The organism is Shimia gijangensis (assembly GCF_900142085.1).
In the GTDB taxonomy this organism is placed as follows: domain Bacteria; phylum Pseudomonadota; class Alphaproteobacteria; order Rhodobacterales; family Rhodobacteraceae; genus Shimia; species Shimia gijangensis.
The window spans coordinates 20,597-37,019 of record NZ_FQZQ01000028.1; the positions used below are offsets into that span (position 1 = coordinate 20,597).

General features: G+C 52.5%; 18 protein-coding genes. 6 read left to right on the forward strand and 12 right to left on the reverse strand.

What is annotated here, in order from left to right; translation table 11 throughout:
• Positions 1–4: 4 nt before the first annotated feature.
• Both BUC32_RS17960 and BUC32_RS17965 read right to left on the reverse strand, forming a co-directional pair.
• The gene (locus BUC32_RS17960) at positions 5–487 is read right to left on the reverse strand and encodes a tripartite tricarboxylate transporter TctB family protein (RefSeq protein ID WP_073256279.1); all 483 of its coding nucleotides are present in this window, start codon (positions 485–487) and stop codon (positions 5–7) included.
• Positions 488–554: 67 nt separating this feature from the next.
• A complete protein-coding gene (locus BUC32_RS17965) occupies positions 555–1,505 on the reverse strand; it encodes a Bug family tripartite tricarboxylate transporter substrate binding protein (protein WP_073256282.1) in 951 nt (316 codons plus the stop codon).
• 499 nt (positions 1,506–2,004) lie between these two features.
• Here BUC32_RS17965 and BUC32_RS17970 point away from each other — a divergent pair, with 499 nt between their 5' ends.
• From BUC32_RS17970 to BUC32_RS21260, 3 genes are all read left to right on the forward strand, one after another.
• Positions 2,005–2,205 (forward strand): DUF1059 domain-containing protein, encoded by a 201-nt coding sequence (locus BUC32_RS17970; protein WP_073256332.1) that lies wholly within the window; start codon positions 2,005–2,007, stop codon positions 2,203–2,205.
• A 213-nt stretch (positions 2,206–2,418) separates the two neighbouring features.
• A complete protein-coding gene (locus BUC32_RS17975; protein WP_073256285.1) occupies positions 2,419–2,712 on the forward strand; it encodes a hypothetical protein in 294 nt (97 codons plus the stop codon).
• Between the two features lie 5 nt (positions 2,713–2,717).
• On the forward strand, positions 2,718–3,200 hold the full coding sequence (locus tag BUC32_RS21260) for a GFA family protein (RefSeq protein WP_073256288.1): 483 nt from the start codon (positions 2,718–2,720) through the stop codon (positions 3,198–3,200).
• A 154-nt stretch (positions 3,201–3,354) separates the two neighbouring features.
• Here the strand turns inward: BUC32_RS21260 and BUC32_RS17985 are convergent, their stop codons facing one another.
• The 3 genes from BUC32_RS17985 to BUC32_RS17995 all read right to left on the reverse strand — a co-directional run bounded on the left by BUC32_RS17985 (position 3,355) and on the right by BUC32_RS17995 (position 6,982).
• A complete protein-coding gene (locus tag BUC32_RS17985) occupies positions 3,355–5,073 on the reverse strand; it encodes an adenylate/guanylate cyclase domain-containing protein (RefSeq protein ID WP_139280778.1) in 1,719 nt (572 codons plus the stop codon).
• A 402-nt stretch (positions 5,074–5,475) separates the two neighbouring features.
• Positions 5,476–5,784, reverse strand: coding sequence for a BufA1 family periplasmic bufferin-type metallophore (locus BUC32_RS17990; protein WP_073256294.1), 309 nt, complete (start codon positions 5,782–5,784; stop codon positions 5,476–5,478).
• Positions 5,785–6,133: 349 nt separating this feature from the next.
• Positions 6,134–6,982 (reverse strand): class I SAM-dependent methyltransferase, encoded by an 849-nt coding sequence (locus tag BUC32_RS17995; RefSeq protein ID WP_073256297.1) that lies wholly within the window; start codon positions 6,980–6,982, stop codon positions 6,134–6,136.
• Positions 6,983–7,215: 233 nt separating this feature from the next.
• Between BUC32_RS17995 and BUC32_RS18000 the strand changes: the two genes are divergently transcribed.
• The 3 genes from BUC32_RS18000 to BUC32_RS20725 are packed head-to-tail and all read left to right on the forward strand — an operon-like array spanning position 7,216 to position 8,891.
• On the forward strand, positions 7,216–7,404 hold the full coding sequence (locus BUC32_RS18000; RefSeq protein ID WP_073256300.1) for a hypothetical protein: 189 nt from the start codon (positions 7,216–7,218) through the stop codon (positions 7,402–7,404).
• 33 nt (positions 7,405–7,437) lie between these two features.
• A complete protein-coding gene (locus tag BUC32_RS18005) occupies positions 7,438–8,721 on the forward strand; it encodes a DUF6538 domain-containing protein (RefSeq protein WP_073256303.1) in 1,284 nt (427 codons plus the stop codon).
• Positions 8,718–8,891: a hypothetical protein gene (locus BUC32_RS20725; RefSeq protein ID WP_175556965.1), complete on the forward strand. Its 174-nt coding sequence runs from the start codon at positions 8,718–8,720 to the stop codon at positions 8,889–8,891. The genes BUC32_RS18005 and BUC32_RS20725 overlap by 4 nt, the downstream gene beginning before the upstream one ends.
• 230 nt (positions 8,892–9,121) lie before the next feature.
• Here the strand turns inward: BUC32_RS20725 and BUC32_RS18010 are convergent, their stop codons facing one another.
• The 7 genes from BUC32_RS18010 to BUC32_RS18045 all read right to left on the reverse strand — a co-directional run bounded on the left by BUC32_RS18010 (position 9,122) and on the right by BUC32_RS18045 (position 15,491).
• Complete coding sequence (locus BUC32_RS18010; RefSeq protein WP_083599392.1) at positions 9,122–9,919, reverse strand: alpha/beta fold hydrolase; 798 nt, start codon at positions 9,917–9,919, stop codon at positions 9,122–9,124.
• 48 nt (positions 9,920–9,967) lie between these two features.
• The gene (locus BUC32_RS18015; RefSeq protein ID WP_073256309.1) at positions 9,968–11,176 is read right to left on the reverse strand and encodes an MFS transporter; all 1,209 of its coding nucleotides are present in this window, start codon (positions 11,174–11,176) and stop codon (positions 9,968–9,970) included.
• A 308-nt stretch (positions 11,177–11,484) separates the two neighbouring features.
• Entirely contained in the window at positions 11,485–12,231 is a 747-nt protein-coding gene (locus BUC32_RS18025; protein ID WP_073256314.1) for a hypothetical protein, read from the reverse strand.
• Positions 12,232–12,372: 141 nt separating this feature from the next.
• Positions 12,373–12,651: a hypothetical protein gene (locus tag BUC32_RS18030; RefSeq protein ID WP_073256317.1), complete on the reverse strand. Its 279-nt coding sequence runs from the start codon at positions 12,649–12,651 to the stop codon at positions 12,373–12,375.
• A 47-nt stretch (positions 12,652–12,698) separates the two neighbouring features.
• A complete protein-coding gene (locus BUC32_RS18035; protein WP_073256320.1) occupies positions 12,699–14,141 on the reverse strand; it encodes a hypothetical protein in 1,443 nt (480 codons plus the stop codon).
• A gap of 586 nt (positions 14,142–14,727) precedes the next feature.
• Complete coding sequence (locus BUC32_RS18040) at positions 14,728–14,991, reverse strand: hypothetical protein (protein ID WP_073256323.1); 264 nt, start codon at positions 14,989–14,991, stop codon at positions 14,728–14,730.
• Positions 14,992–15,275: 284 nt separating this feature from the next.
• Positions 15,276–15,491 (reverse strand): helix-turn-helix transcriptional regulator, encoded by a 216-nt coding sequence (locus BUC32_RS18045; protein ID WP_220387644.1) that lies wholly within the window; start codon positions 15,489–15,491, stop codon positions 15,276–15,278.
• Positions 15,492–16,423: the final 932 nt, after the last annotated feature.

Genomic DNA, 16,423 nt, shown 5'->3' on the forward strand with positions numbered 1-16,423 from the left:
ATCTTTATCCGTACCAGAGGTTGGTGAGCAGGCCGCGTGGGAAGCGGACTTCGAAAATGCCGTCAAACAGAAAGAAGACGGCGATGGGAGCGATAAGCCCAACAAGAACAATGGCCAAGACGCGACGCTCTCCCCATAGGGCAGTCAGCGATGCGGCGAACAAACCAAGTGCGAGAAACAAATCCACCTGGGAAATCAGCAGAAATCCGATCAGCAGGCCCATGGTCATCTGGACCATTTTTGTCAGGCGTTCGGGCGCTTCGCTTTCGTCGCGAAACAACAACCAGACCGACAACATGATGATCAGGCCGATCACAAGCTGTGGAAAATCCGATGGCTGCATGCCGCGCTTGAGAATGGGGGGAACGCGCTCGAATTGTGTGGACAACCAATAGGCCCAAACACAAAACGCGATGATCCCCAGAGGGACGGCATAGCGGGATATGTCCCGGCGGGACTTGTCAGTGGTATCAGGGGCGTCTTGCATCTCGTCTCATTCCTGAAAAAGGAAGGGAGGCACGGCGGCAGTGGAGCCGCCGTGCCCGGTGGCTATCTTACTCGATGAAGCCAAGCTCTTTCAGAGCCGATTCCATGTCAGTGACCATGGTTGTGATCTGATTGCCCCATTCTTCCGAGCCAACAACCGAAGTGCTATCGAGGCCAACCGATTCAAGGAAACCCTGATACACGCCGTGGTTCATCGACTTCATCAAAGATGTTTCGATTTTTTCTGCGATTGCGTCTGGGGTGTCTTTGTGAACCACAAAGCCACGTACAGTCGAGAAGCTGACATCGATTCCCATTTCCTTGGCAGTCGAAACGTCCGGCAGACCAGCCATACGTTCGTTGGCCAGCACCACAATCGGGCAGACATCGCCTGCGTCGATTTGAGAACCGGCTTCTGCTAGGTTCAGAACAGCTGCGTCAACCGCACCTGCAACCAACTGAGTGGCCAATTCGCCACCACCATCAAACGGAACGATCTTCGGAGTCTGCATGCCGCCTTTTTTGGTGAACATAAAGGCCGACACGTCATCGATGTTGCCCAAGTGCGTGGTGCCATAGCTAATCGGCGCCTCTTTTTGAGCTGCAACAAAGGCTTCTGCGTCTGCATAAGCACCACAGCGAACCATTAGGATCTGTGGATCATCCGTACCACGTGCAATCGGGCGAATGTCGTCCAAGGTCATCTTGGTCTTACCCTTGGCAACAGTGGCCGCGTGTCCAATGGTGAAAGTCAGGATCGAGTATCCGTCTGACGGAACAGTCAAATAGTAATCCATGGCAACGGCACCGCCGCCACCCTTTTTGTTGACGACAACCATGTCCGCCTTCAGCTCGCGGCGGGCGCGCAGCATCATCATACGTGTGGTGACGTCGGTTCCGCCACCGTTGCCAGCGTGCGTGACGACCTCGATGGTTTTCGATGGGTATTCATCGGCGCCTGCGATGGTTCCTGTCAGGGTCATGGCGACAACCGATACGGTAGCAAGAAAGTTTTTCATTAGTTCCTCCAAGGGTTTTCAAACCGGCGCTCCCTACGGCCGATTCGTAATCTCGTGGTTACGATCTATCAGGTATATGGTGTTTGGTATACCAAAAACTGACAACACCTAAATTTGATGGGCATTGACTTGGTACCAGACACTTGAAGGAGGCTAACATTGTTTAAGCAATCGAGGTCCGCCGAAAGCCACCGTCCGAGATTTTCGCAATAGGTGAAATGTGCTGGTAGCCGTCATTGGTGCATGCGCAGCGAATGCACACAAAGTCCGCATGCCCGTCATTGGCGCTCACCGCAGCTAATGACCGCAATCCGCCTTTCAGTAGGCGACGTGAACGGCCCTGAGCCGACCTTGGTGCTTTGTGCAGCGAATGGCAGCTGCGCCCATTTTCAGGCGTCCGATTGATTTCGAACAGGGCGCCTCGTGTTCCGCCCGCGCTGCAGAATTTGGAAGAACATTCAAATTCTGTTATTCAACAACGGTGAAAAGGAGGACGGCCATGACAAATGCATTTTCATATGCCTGCAAGGACTGTGAGGGGATGGAGGCTTGCCCTGCGAGCTTCGTAGCCGAAACGACGGACGAAGTTTGGAAGCTCGTGGAGCTTCATGCTCAAATCGCTCACAATGAAAGTTCCACGGACTGGGATAGCGAGACACGAGAGTATCTTGGCACGTTGATCAAGCCTATTTCCGTCTGACCCCGGTCAAACCAGACGCAGGCAGCGTTGTTGCCCAATAATCATCTTGGAGAGCAGCGGGTGTAAGGTCAGCTTCCCGCCCATTGTCGACCTTCGGGACGACCGCGCGAAGGTCTGAATTGAATCGAACACGACATTCGTAAAGTAAGGTGATATAAGTGGACATTGAGGCAGTCATGCAAGCAGAAACCCAGCCATCAGGAGGGGCACAGCGTGATTATGCGGATTTTTCAGGTAACAACACAGGAAGGCAAGGAACGAGAATTCGAGGAGTTCTTTTATGAAACCGCGATCCCATTGATGAAAAGTACTGACGGAATTGTTCAAGTCTTACCGGGTGCACCTCGAACCAACAGCCCACGAGAATTCAGTTTCGTGATGATTTGGAAAGATTTGAAAACGCTCAAGGCCTTCGTGGGTGACGATTACCAATCACCACATGTCGATCCTGCTGAAGCCGAATTGGTCGAGTCTAGAACAATCAAGCATTACCAACTTGTGGAGTGACACTTATGGAAGTTAATGGGGTCGAGAGATACTCGGGAAGTTGTGGATGCGGTCAACTGACATACCGGCTGTCATCCGGTCCCATGATTGTACATTGCTGCCATTGCAAAGAGTGCCAAAAGCAAACCGGGTCAGCCTATGTCTTGAATGCAATTATCGAAGCAGACCGAGTCACATGGGATGGTGATGCGACCGAGCACAACCTTTCAACCCCAAGCGGCAAAGGCCAGGTAATCACGAGATGTGCTGACTGTGGTACCGCCGTGTTTTGCAGTTATTTGGTTCGACTAGGGAAGCTTAAGTATATCCGTGTCGGGACACTGGACGATCCTGACGTGTGTTGGCCCGACGTTCAGATATTCACGAGCAGCAAGCAGCGCTGGGTGCCATTGAATCCAGATATTCCAAGCTTTGAGGAATTTTACAACTTCCAAGATGTTTGGCCTGAGGCTGCATATACGCGGCTAAATGCCGTGTTCGGAAAATGAACTCAAACCTTCGGTCGGCTCTAAGCCCATATCCAGCGGCCCAAGAGCGAATGTCTGGAGAGCTAAAGCCCAGCTACTGTATGGGCTAACAGTGACGGTGGTCTGGTGATTTTCAATATCGTGCGCAACAGCCCGCTCCTTACCGCAGACTATTTCATTCAGGCAAGCCGGCTCGCAGTAGAGCCTTGATGTCATCTCGAACACCATCCTCCGCGCTGTAGAGCTGAGTTTTAGCCCAGTCCTGAACTGTGAAGTCGGGGCGGTGTCTTAGTAACTGCGCTGCCTGCTTGCGGGCAGCCTGCTCGTCGTCGAGTTGCATGTAGACTATCGTGAGATCGACAAGTCCAAACCCTTCAACTTGTGCGCCATAGTTGCGAAATGCCAAAATAGCCTCATCAAACCGTCCCACCGACCGGAGCGCGAAGCCATACACGCCATAATACCATGCTGGATGCTTGGGGCAGAGCCGCATCGCCCGTTCTGAGGTCCCTACAGCTTCGGTCGGTCGTCCATCGAATATCAGAGACAAAGCCAAACGAATTGTCACTTCGGCATGGCTGGGGTTTAGTTCCAGAGCCTGTTTGAACCGGGATATCGCACTTTTTACATCACCCTCGAGATTGTCTGCGAATCCTAGTACGCCATAAGCTTCGGCATTTCCGTCATCGACGCCTAGAGCGCGTTCGGCCCAATCCCGCATCAATTCCACCGAGTGACTACGCGACGCGCTGAAACCATGGCGGGCGTCCATTCCGTGGGTCAGCGCCAGTGTGCTCATTGCCGCAGCATATTTAGGGTCGAACTTCAGCGCTTTTTCAACCATCATCCGAGCCGCAGTGTTGGTTTCTTTCGTCACACTACGCATCTTCTCAGTCGCCCGAACGTGCATTTCCCAGGCATGGAGGTCTTGCGTTCCAGAGGCGCGCTCAACAGCCATTTCGCCTTCAAGGATTTCTCCGTGCAGCGCCTTGGCGATGTTCAGCGAAATGTCATCCTGCAAATCAAAGATATCTTCCAGTTCGCGGTCGTATCGTTCTGTCCAAATGTGATGTCCGGTGCCGGCATCAACCAGTTGCGAGCTAATACGAATGCGGCTTCCAGCTTTGCGAATACTGCCCTCCAGAATGTGGCTGGCACCCTGCTCCTCCTTGACTTGCCGCACATCAACGCTTTGCCCTTTGTAGCCTGCAGTAGAATGGCGCGACACTACGATTAGTCCGGGCACCTTGGATATTGTGGTGATAATTTCTTCCGACAGCCCGTCTGCCAAAAATGCTTGATCGTCGTTGCCAAAAGTTTCAAAAGGCAGGACGGCAATGACCGGATCGATTTGCTTAGAAATCTTCGTTTGCGTCGCCGCGCCGTTCCCAGGCCAGGCGTAGGCTGTTACTGGCCGTTCAATGTTTTTGAGGGCTTGCGGTCCAAGGCCGACGAATTCCTCTTCGACCTTGCCACGTATTTGTTCGTAAGCGGACTGCGAAATGCAGAGCCCACCTGGCTCCGCGACTGCTTCTAGCCGGGCAGCGACGTTCACCCCCTCTCCGAACAGATTGCCGTCCTTCAGGATCACATCACCAAGGTTAAGGCCGCACCGAAACAGCATTTGATTTTCTTGCGATTGTGCAGTGGCGCGATCTAACAGTTCCTTTTGGATGACGATGGCACATCGCGCGGCTTGAACTGGGCTACTAAACTCCGCGATGACACTGTCCCCTGAACTGCCGAACACCCGACCGCCATACTCTTCGATGTGTAACTCAATTATTTTTCTGCAAGCCAACAGGTCATCAAGCGTCGCCTCTTCGTCGCAATGCATCAACCGCGAATAGCCGACGACATCCATCGCAAGAATTGTCACCAGACGACGGTCCAAATCAGGCCTCCCTTCAAGTAGATGTTTAACAGGGGTTGAGACATGAACCTAACATTGTTCTGCACATATTGCCCTATTAATACCGTTACTCTGAAAGCGCAGTCCCAGAACGCCGAGCTTTACGTCTTGGTCTGGAAAATCCCACACAACCGACACTCACCTCACCAACACCTCTACGTCCGCTTTTCCACCTAGCAAGAAAAAAGGTTGCTCCCCCGGCCAGCGCACTGCCAGCCGAGGGCATTGTCAGACTAAAACCATTTGCTATACTTTTTGAGTGGATATCGGGTGGGTTTCAATTGCTGATGTTTGGCGAAAGCAAATCAAATATAGAGATTTACCCAATCCATAAAAGGATTGGGGTGGGAGTGGCGGCCACACAGCTTTAATCTGACAATACCTTCAGGAGGGTAGGTCACGCTCCATTGGCTTGAGAGATGGTTCGCGTTCCTTTCCGTCTGCCATGTCCGGCAGTACTATTTCCAAGCAGGTACCTTGATCCACCAACGTCCATGCATTCCCCTGATAATCGACGATTGACGTTCCGGCGCAAGTCGTACCAGGTCCAGCACCACAATGATTTTCGCCAGCTTTCGATATACCGTAGCATTTCTCTTGGGGGCCTGCTTCGGAAATGGTCGGGCTTACTGCCACTGCCACTGCCGCTGTTACGGCACTTGCGAGGGTCAGGGCTGTGGTTCGGTTTGGCATGATGATCCTTTCCTAAATGGTTTGGGCTCAATACGTGGCGCCAAATTGAGGACCGACTTCAGTATTCCTGAAGACGCAGAAATCCGGCATGTGTTTTCAAAGAATGCCCTCGAAGCAGCGAACGATGTGAGCCAAAACGAGAAATTGAACGATGCTAACGTAGCACATTTTACTCAACTTTGCACACATCCCGCCACCTCTACGTCCGCCTTTCCACTCAGAAGAAAAAGCAAAGCGCAACACCCCCCCCCCCCGCCATCGCCAGACAGCCGAGGGATTGCTTAAGGCACTCTCCTGGTGACGACACGATCTGCTAACAACTGCACGCGCGCAACCCAACTTGATATCCTTACCCGGGGTTGCTCGCCTCGAAAAAGTTGATTTTGGCAGGGATGCGCACACCTTTAAGCGTCTCAAATTTCCGGTACTCGTCGAAAACTGCCGAAGTAATTGCTGCCACATCTGCGTCTGACCCTGAATACTTCTTCAGGATACGTGCCGCTGGGCCTATGTTTGAGGCGAGAGACGCGACGCGTTCAAGCGGGCCAGAATGCATGAGAGTGACCATTATAATTTGACCGGAGACATTCCGAAATCCGGATTTTTCAAGTAACGCGATCACATGATCGACGTTCTGGAACCCAAGCGGACCTGGGGCGTTTGGATCGGATCTGTCTGGGGGCCCAAGTTGGTCCACGGCTGCGTTTTTGGGTGCCTCAAACCAAGGATTTCCCTTCATCGGCGCCCAGGCTGCTATGGCTAACCTCCCACCGGTTTTCATATGACTTCGGATGTTTGCAAAGGCAGCGACCGGATCCGCAAAAAACATCGCGCCGAATCTGGATATCACTAGGTCGAACGGCCCGCCCGGTATTGCGTTTGTCTGCGCATCCAGCAAACTATACGTGAGGCCCGAATTGGCTTGGCAATCTTGAGCCTTCGCGTGCCGCAGCAACGGCTCGGAGATGTCCACGGCAGTGACGTAACCCCCCGGTGAAACGAGCTGGGAGAACGCCCTAGCAGTAGCTCCGGTTCCGCAACCAATATCTAGCAAATTTTCGCCGAGCTTTGGTCGAGCTCGGTCAACGAGGGCTTGATTGACGCTTTCAAACACAGCGTCCAGCTCATCCTCAAACTGGATCCACTTGAGGCCTAGCTTAGAATTCCAATAGTTCACCTGATCCTTGTTTCCCGGCATTTCTGATCCCCCATCTGGGACAATAGTATAGCACAACTCGCTCCGCACGGTTCGCAACGCCGTCCGCCAACCATAAAACCGAGCCAACCTCCGTATCTAAATAGATAGCTACAATGGAGGTTTCTCATGCTTATCAAACTATTGAACGTTCTGTTCAGCCCGTCGAAGGGCAAACGAAAGACGTCCTGGGGTGACGACATCGTCGTCTGGATCGTCGTCATTGCGTTATTGTCATGATTGAATTGAACCCCGGCGACACCGTCGTCATCCGCGCTGGCGAAGACTGGCCTGAACATCTGTTCCGCGTCGACTACATCTTCGATGACTGCGTTGGCGGCTACTCTCTCACAGGACCAATGGCTGGCGAATACGGCGAGCCCGACTTGGGCCTAGTCCTACGGGTCCACGCCAGCGCCGACTAAACCTAATCCCCAAAACCAAAAAGGAGGAGACCTATGTCTGCTCAAATTCGATATGCGTATCGGAAGGGTCACACGTGGCTGTTCCGACGCAACTACCCAAGTGACGTGGCCCTTGTTCTTGGCTCTGCTGCCTTGAAGCAAAGCCTGAAGACCGGGTCAGCTTCCACCGCAAAACAGCGCGCTGCGGAGGTGAACGCAAGATTTGAGGTTCTGGTGGCTCAAGTGCGCGAGGGTGCCGAGGTGGTGCTCTCTGATGTTTCCGCATGGGTTGATACCCCGGAGACCGCCCTTGATCACCTGCGGGCCACTCTGGAGCCCTCTGAGGTGGTTCCGTACCAACGTCCCGTGATGCCCAAGAAAACGCTGATTGGTGACCTTGGCAGAGTCTACCTATGCCGCAGGGCCCGTGAGCTACGACCCGGTGGGTTCAAATCAGTGCGCTATTCGGTGGGGCTGTTTCTCTCGAAGTACGAGGAGCAAGCGGTGTGCAGTCTGAGCCGGGTTGAGGGGCGAGAGTTCCTTGGTCTTATAGCCCAGCTTTCTCCGGTTCTTGGGCGGCCCAAGGCCACGCAGGGCTTAACGCTGGAGCAGTCGGTGCGGGTCTCTTCCTACGGGTCACCCCGGATCGCGGCGAGGACCCAGAAGCGCATCTGGTCTCAGGTCAATCACTACCTCGACTGGCTAGTCTACGAGGGGCATCTGGAAGCCAATCCCTTCAGGACGGTTGCCTTTGAGCAGAAAGTCCGACCTAAGCCTTATGCGGTGCCCACGGATGATGAAGTGGTGCGGATGCTGGCGACAGACGATGACGTGCTGCGCCCCGTGTTGCTGGCCTGCCTGTTATCAGGGATGCGAGCCGGAGAGGCCGCAGGGCTGCTTCGGGAAGAACTGGTGACCAAGGGCAATCTAGGGACTTTCGTTCATGTGCGCCCCAATGACCTGAGGTTGCTGAAGACTGATGCGGCTGAGCGGCTGGTTCCGGTGCATCCCGTGCTTGAGGAGCTGTTCCAAGGTCTGCCTTCTGAGGGGCCACTGTTCCCTGACCTGAGCGTCAATCAGATCACCAAGGGCTTTGCGGCTCTGCGGGCGTCTCTTGGGCTGGAACGACCCGGTCTGGTGTTCCACTCAACAAGGAAGTGGTTTGTGACCCAATGTGAACGCACCGGTGTGCCTGAGCATTGGACCGCTTCTCTGGTGGGTCATAAGTCGGCCCGGTCAGAGAACGGGCTGACCTATGGCATCTACAGTGCCGGGATCTCGGACGAGCAGAAGCGCGGGATCATCGATCAAATCCGCCTGCCGGTGGCCGTGTCATGACGGTTCCTGACATAGACTGGTTTGAAGAACGGGCCGCTATCGCTGAACACGATGGCGGCTGTTCTCGTTCAGAGGCGGAGAACCTAGCGGCGAGAGCTCAAGGGTTCAAGAATGCTGAGGCTTACTGGCAGTGGCTGGCTGACTACGTGGTGACCAAGCAGATCAAGTGACCTTTCCCTCGGCTGGCATTGCGCTGGCCGGGGGATCACCGCTTTGCTTTTTTCTTCTGGGTGGAAGGGGAGCGGAAATGCAGAACAAAGCAGACCTTCGTTGGAGTAGCGCCAACTGGTGCTTACGGCCCAAACCGGCCCTTGGCGCTAGAAGCAACGAATGGCAGGTAGCCCATTGGCGGACGAACAAGTGGACCTGCGAATAGCCTGATTTTTGGTTGGAAATAGACCTAGTGGTTAAAAGCACCCATGTGAGTCTCCAGAATTTCAGCGCAGGCAACGGGGTGCGTCGAGACCAAAAAATGGCCTGCACCGTCTACCACTTTCTCACACGCACCTGGGATGTATTTGAGGAGTTGCTCGGTTACGTCCCTGACAGGTTCGGGTGTCTCGCTTCCACGGACCAAAGTGACAGGAATGTCGAACGAAGCGAAAGCTTTGAAGGATGGAGTGAAGGATGCGGCAGAATGCCAGTCCCGCAAGTTGGTTGGCGCTGTGTCCCGGCAAAAGGCTCGAAAATTCTCAGGCATTCCAAGGAATGTCCCGGGGCGGCTGTAAAAGTCTATGATTATTGAGGCGGCTTCCGGGTCTTCGCAGGCCAGTGCAGCTTCAAAGCGAGTGACCATTGCTTCAACATCTGGTCGCCACGGGAATGGACCCTCGACCGGTTGTGCAAAGACAGGGTTGGCTTCAAAACAAACAATACTAAGAGGTGAGATTCGCTGGGCCAGAGCAGCGGAAAGCAAAAGATGCGCACCCCAAGAATGCCCAACGACGTGAACCGGTTCGCCTGCTGCATCCACGACCTGACCGACAAACTCGACCAAGTGAGCAATATTTGCATCGTTGTCCGGTCGGATTTCCGGCGTTGCTCCATAGCCAGGCAGGCTGGTGGAAAGTGCGCGGATGGGGATACTCAGTGAGCCGTGGAGACCTTTCCACGCTGCGGGAGTCGCATAAGAGCCTGGCAGCATCAGTACCGCAGGACCCTCTCCTGATTCTGACAATCTGAACTCAGAGGGTTTCATATGTGATTGCTCCCATTTTCTCGTTGTTCCGTAGGTCACCGTATTAAGTTATGAAAGCTGTTTTACTCCAGGCCGTTTTAGTATCCAATAAAGGGTGCCAACAACGATGAGGTTCATGGCACCCGTTAAGGCGGCCACCCCATAGGCGACCGAGTAGTTGGTGTTCAAATCGTATAAGTAGCCACCGAGGAAGCCACCATTGGCGTGACCAAACCAGCCGAACATAGTGATAACTCCCATCGCAAAAGCACGGCGCGATGGTGGCGTCAAAGCAGCGGTTGTTGTGAGCACCCCGGTCATGACTCCCGCATATCCAAATCCGTAGATAGCGGCGTAGAAATAAAATCCGGATAAGTCGTTAATCAGGATAAATCCGTAGACTAGCAAAGTCATCCAGGCGGTTGCGGTCATGTAGGCGGGAATTGCGCCAATCACATCCGCTAACTTGCCGAACGAAACCCGACCAGCGACACCAAACATAAGCATTAAAAAAATAACGCTACCTGCTTGATCTGCAGTGAACCCCCTACCTTGGATATGCGGAACTAAATGCATTAACGGCACAGACATACAGGTGCAGCACAGAAAGATGGCAAGGCACATTGTTGCAACCACCAGGGTTAACGGAGGGTAGCCGTTTTCGTGTGTGGCAGAGCCTTGCGAGCCGCTGAGGGTGTTCGCGGGTTTAAGCAGTGTGGCCAGTGGGATCAAAATGACAAGCATCAGACTGCCGGTGAACGCTAATGCCCAGGAAACACCGAACTCCTTGATTAAGAACGCCGAAGCATAAGGCACACCCCCTTGTCCCAGCGCTTGTCCTGCCGACGCAATTCCGATTGCCAGGCCCGCTCCGATTGGAAACCATTTTCCTACGAGCGACATGATCGGGGCAAATATCCCCGCCGCTCCGCAGAAACCGGCAAAGAACATAAGGGCATAAAACTGCCAAAGCTGGTCCGCCAAAGCCGAAACAAGATAGGCTGAACTCATCACAGCGCCACCAACCATAACGACAGGACGCGTGCCTATTCTGTCGGCAATGGCACCCATCGCAAGGCCACCAAACGCCAATCCAATGATACCGGCAACATTAATCAAAGAAACATCTGCGCGGTTCCAGCCATGGAGCTTTTCCAGCGGCACCACATAGGCAGACATACCGTTAACGATCGACCCCATCGCAAGGGCGAGAATTAGGGCCGCAGATGTTACCACAACCCAGCGATAGGCCGTCAGTTCAGACTCAGAATCTTTCATGGCGCGCGATCCTCTTTCATATTTGTATCATGAAACAGCTTTAAGTTATAGTTGGCTTGCTCGCGAACCCGGTCAAAGGTCTCAAAACACGGACTATCACCCAGTTACGGCTTTCCTCCTCAAGAGGAGACATTCGCACCAGCCGCAGCGAAATCCCGCTATCCGCCTTCTTGTTGCCCGACGTGAACGGCTCAAAGCAGCCATCCTCTGCAATGACCACCAAGGTCAGCATTTGGTAGAAATCCCAGTCTGACCGGTCTCAGCGAAGTTAAAAATAGTCGGTGGGGTCAATTGCCTGAGGCATCAGCTTAAACCTCACCGTTTTTGGCATATGGAAAGAAGTCGACAACTTCATAAAACCCACAAGTTTGCAGAAACCTGTGTTTATCTGCCTCCGCCTCTAAAGCTAATTGCAGGGCCACAAGGCGGTTCAGGTCTCCTATGTCTTGGGAAGCAATCTCCATGCAATCGTTTCGAACAGCTTTATAGAAAGCCAACGCTTCCCCCACGATGAAATAGATATCATCGTGTCGAGCTTCCTCTTTTAGGCGCTTCATTAGGTCCAAGCGAAGGGATTGAACCCGCCTCGTTGAAACACCCAGCATGAACCCAATCTGATCTAGGCGTAAACCTCTCAGCAATAGTCGATGCAAAATCGCAATCCGGTATTCTGTAAGGTATTCTGAGCCACGCCTCTGAACGTTCGTGGATCTTTCAGTTGGGATATTTGCATTTTCAAGAATGGTATCGAGGTCGGCTGAAGCGGGCTTTATCCCAAATGGCTTGTGGCCACGTCTGGTGTCTCTGGGGTGCTTAGCCGTACTTGGGAAAGCCAACTCTAGAGCGATAGGACGGCCTTCCCGGATCGCCGCGTTTATCTCGTTGTCCACGACGTCCAGTGCCTTAGGCTCTCTCTCAGGGTACCGGTTCACTGATCGTTGGGTTTCGCCACGAATGTGTTGCAGCCGGCGACCGTTTGTGAACCCGCCTTTCGCCGCTCGTGTATGAGGGATTTGCCGCGATACTGGGTTTTGATCTTCGCTGATGTCATCCATTTTGAACTTCCTATGCTTAGCGGCGAGTGTTTCTCGATTTTGAAACTGCGGGGGATCCTCATAGTTGAACCCGGGTGCAATCTGGTCGTGAGGTTCATCTACTTTGCGATCCAGTGTGAGTTTTTGGAGTACGCATATGCTTCAGCTACTTCGGTCCGCCCACATCGCCGCAACCTTGCCGCCAAGTGCCACGACCGGCCACGTCATCAAGAATGTTGCTTTGACCAATAGATGGTCGAGTGTACCAGCCTTCTCGCTCTCCAGAAGGTTGGCATGACTTTCGATCTCGTCCCAAAGCTGTTCTTTGGTAGTGACATCTAAGAGATGCCGTTCGTCTATCGGACGCATAACAATAACGCGCCAAAGGTGGTTTCCGAATGCTAAGTAGAGGGCTGCGACCAGCGCATTTAGAAGGATCATGGGATAGTTCTCCGATAATGGATGTTGAAAAATTGAACCCGGGTTCATCAAACATCCGGGAATGTTGGTTTTTGTGCCGACCTGACCAGGCCATTCTGTGGGAAGCTTTTTTCTGTTGAGCTGACTTTTTGGTGACAAGAAGGTCGCCTCAAAAGACTACGGATAGCCATATTCTCCTCGGTTCCCGAAGGAGCAAAAAGGTTCCAATGCAAATGTGATGCACGAGGGCAGTTTCGGCGCTCTGCAACGTGGGCCGATGTTTCGAGGTAGTATGATATTTCGGGGCCGTCCGTACGCGTTGCAGGATAGCCCGCGCGAAAGTCACGCAGTGCCCGCCAAATTTCGACCGGGTAGTTTCCATTGTACGGGTCAATTGTCGCGACTAGCGAATTTGCTTGGGCTGCCTTGGCGTGAGCTTGAAATAGCTGCCGCAGATCGGTTTCGTCTTGTACCTCAGCCGCAATGAGCCGTTTCTCCAGTTTGCTACACCCTTTTTCAGAAATCCCTACATCTTCCCTGTCTGGATCAAACCAGTAACCAAGGAACTCTATAGGTGTGTTGTCGGCATATTCAGGTTCACACAGCGCAAGCGGCCCGCTTGGAAACCGCTCGAAGTGAGCGGCCAAGGTTGATGCCATCGCCCGACTTCCTTCTGACGTCCGCGCTGCGACGACAATGTTGTCGAAGCAGAGCATAACACTGCTGTCAGTGCTCGTAGGTATCCCATTGAGCAACCACGCCAGAATAATGTTGGAGGCAGGCGAGCCTTGCAAAAGCCCAGTTGGGCCACTTGCCTTGTGTGCATCATTGATATCCCCGGTAGACCCACAAACATCGTATGGAACAGATTTTGCATCGGGCTTCCGGGTGAACATCAAATTATCTATGGTAAGTGTTCGGCGTATCACCTCCTTTGGTAAGGGCAATTGGAATAGGGCTGTGGGGTCAATGCTGGGGAAGCATTCGACGATGTCAGTTTTTGCGAGATAGGTGTGGCCTGAGTTTTGCAGCGCCTTGAGGTCAAGCGCAGCGTGATCCCGGCTTGCACCAGACACCCCATACACATTCGCTGACCGGCAAAATTGTTGATGCAAAGCCTCTGCCAACATGTAGTGGACGGCTTTTAGTTCCGGCGGCAAATCACAGACTATTCGGTTTCCGCCATTGGGCTTTGCCTTGATGTACCATTCAACTGGAGGAAATTCGGTTGCCCAAGCACTGACGCACTCACGAGTGCGGAACGTGGTTTCTTGATTGGCGTCTGCCCCCAATGCCCTGAGTGTTGCTGATAATCGAACTTGAGGGTTGCGAAGAAAATCTCGAACAACTGGCTGACACCGATTACCGGAAGCAGTTGCGTTTCCGATTGCGTCGGCTTTTTCGCGGAATATGCGGTGTGCACGGTCTTTGATCCTGTTCCATTGCTTCTGATCATCAAAATTTGCACCCGGGTTCAATAACTGGTCCGGCATAATTGGATCAAATGACATTTTCTTATCCTCTGGGTGGAATTGGCCGCTTCACAATCAAATCAACGACCAGCGCCCAATGCTGGGCAATCTGTTGGAGGAATGAACCCGGGTGCACTTGCTCGACCGAGGGTTTTTGAACCCGGGTTCACTTCGCGCGAAATGCGCCATTGTTCGGGGCAATAAGTGATTAGTGGCGCTGAGGCGAAAAGTTGGCGGGGAGGTTTGGAGGAAGACCCGATTTCAGCCCGGTTTTAGCGTGCCACAGGCTTTCTAGAGCTCTACAGGTGAGGAAGTGCCCTATAGCAACCCACCTCACCTCAGCACGCACTTTTTTCGATTTTACACGTCGCTGTATGATCCATTGTATTCGATCCCTGCATTCAATCAGGCGAACGTCTCCGCATCTTGCGATTTCTAATGGATAGTTGTCGCTACTCTCGCGATTTCGCTTTGTAGCGGGTGCAACAATTGCTCCGGTGAACCCGGGTTCAAATTCTATTGTCATTTAATTAGCCCTTAGGGGTTTGCCCGTGGGCCGGGAAGATGTTACGTTGGAACTGCTAAGAACAACGGCCCCTTCCCGGACTATCTGGGTTGGGGTTTCTTATTTTTGCTCGCTAGTTTTATGCGTCAGAGGCAGAAACTCGAATGAGCAAGTTTTCATGCGTTCAATCCTACCATTTGGATATTTCGTTTCTTGTACAGTTATGGCGGCTTTTTCGAGATGCGCCCTCGTGTCCTTTGTTATCTTCTGAGGGATGCCATTTGTGAAAACGACTGCCTCTCCATTAGCGTTCGGCGTCATAAGTGTGTAGGATTTGCCCTGCCGCAGTGTGGCAACTACAGTTTCTTCTAATTCGGGTGTCATGGTATTTTCTTCTTTCTTGAAGGTTAAGGATTAGTTGCAACCGCCCATAGAGGCTGCGAGCTGTTTTGGGCAACGTGCGCGGACCATTTCCGCCGTTTCGTCACTTTCAAGGAGGCCCTACCGCCTTGCCAAAGAAACTACTGAAGTGAGGCCGTTCGTAATTGGGCTGTCAGTTTCTACGGGAAGAACAGATAGCTGCTCTGCAGCATCCTGAACGAGCGAAGTAAACTGGGGGCAGGATCGGTCAGTGCACGGGCTGTGTATTTTTTCGCAGGTGTTGCGTGTCATTGGACAGGCTCCTGTCGTTTGGTTTGTTCCCATTTCTCGATTTCAGACAAGCGCCAGCGATTGCTACGCGGCCCAAGTCGAAACGGTTTTGGGAAAGTAGGATCGTTTTTTATCCAGCCCCAAAGGGTGGATTGGTCAATACTTAACAACGAAGCAACATGCTTTGCGTTCAATCGTTTATCGATCAATTCTTTTTGCAGCTCTGCCATCATTTTATCTCCACCTATTCAAGCTAAGATAACTAATACAACCCTACGCTACCCAGAGACTATGTGCGTTTGTAACAACGCGCATCTATTTGTTGTGACGCTTGTCTGTACGAATGATTAGGCTCTCAACCTATAAACGAGGCGGCCTCAACAGCAGCTTTTCCCCAAAGCTGAAACTGGCGAAAATTGCGGCTATGACCGAGTTGTGGACAATGCAGCCTATTGCTCCTGCGGCTATAACCCTTCCATACCGCCAGTGATGAATGTCCGGTTTTACCTCTCCGTTGCAGCACATTGTGTTCAAGTGTGGCAGTTTCCATGCTGCGAGCGCCCGCACCACAAAAATAGCAAATTCATAGAATGGGCCCAGTGCCGTCATATGATGATTTTTGTCAGATGACAGGTCCAATCTGGGTGGCTGAAAGACTGAAGCAGGGTCGCGATCCGTTATGACAGGTGCCCAATTGCCTCAATGTCTGCCATCACCTTCGCGGCAAAGAGGGGGGCTTGGTTATGAGTCCAGAGCCTAAACTCTTAGTCTCTTTCCTACTTCTTTCTTTCATTAAATCGTCTAGATCGTGTCGGGCTGTTACGTACGCTCTACGAACAGTTCGTCTATCTTTTCCCTCAAAGACATTGTGCTCTACACCCAAAATTTTGCCAACGTCTTCTTGGGTAAAGTTCGCACTATTGTCTACTTGTGCCGGGTTCGCTCCTGCACCCGTAGCTTTGCTCAATGGAAATCGTAGAGTTCTAATGTATTTGTTAAGTTTAAACTCTGCTGCTGATCCCTTTCGGGGGAGTTGTTGCCTTATAATTGCGATCAATTCCGGTGTGATAGTGAGCTACCCCCCGAAATTCGGACACTGACGTAAGCTGCGATTTGTTGTCTGTTGATCTTCAACACGAAGGAGATCGACGATGTCGAAACGGAA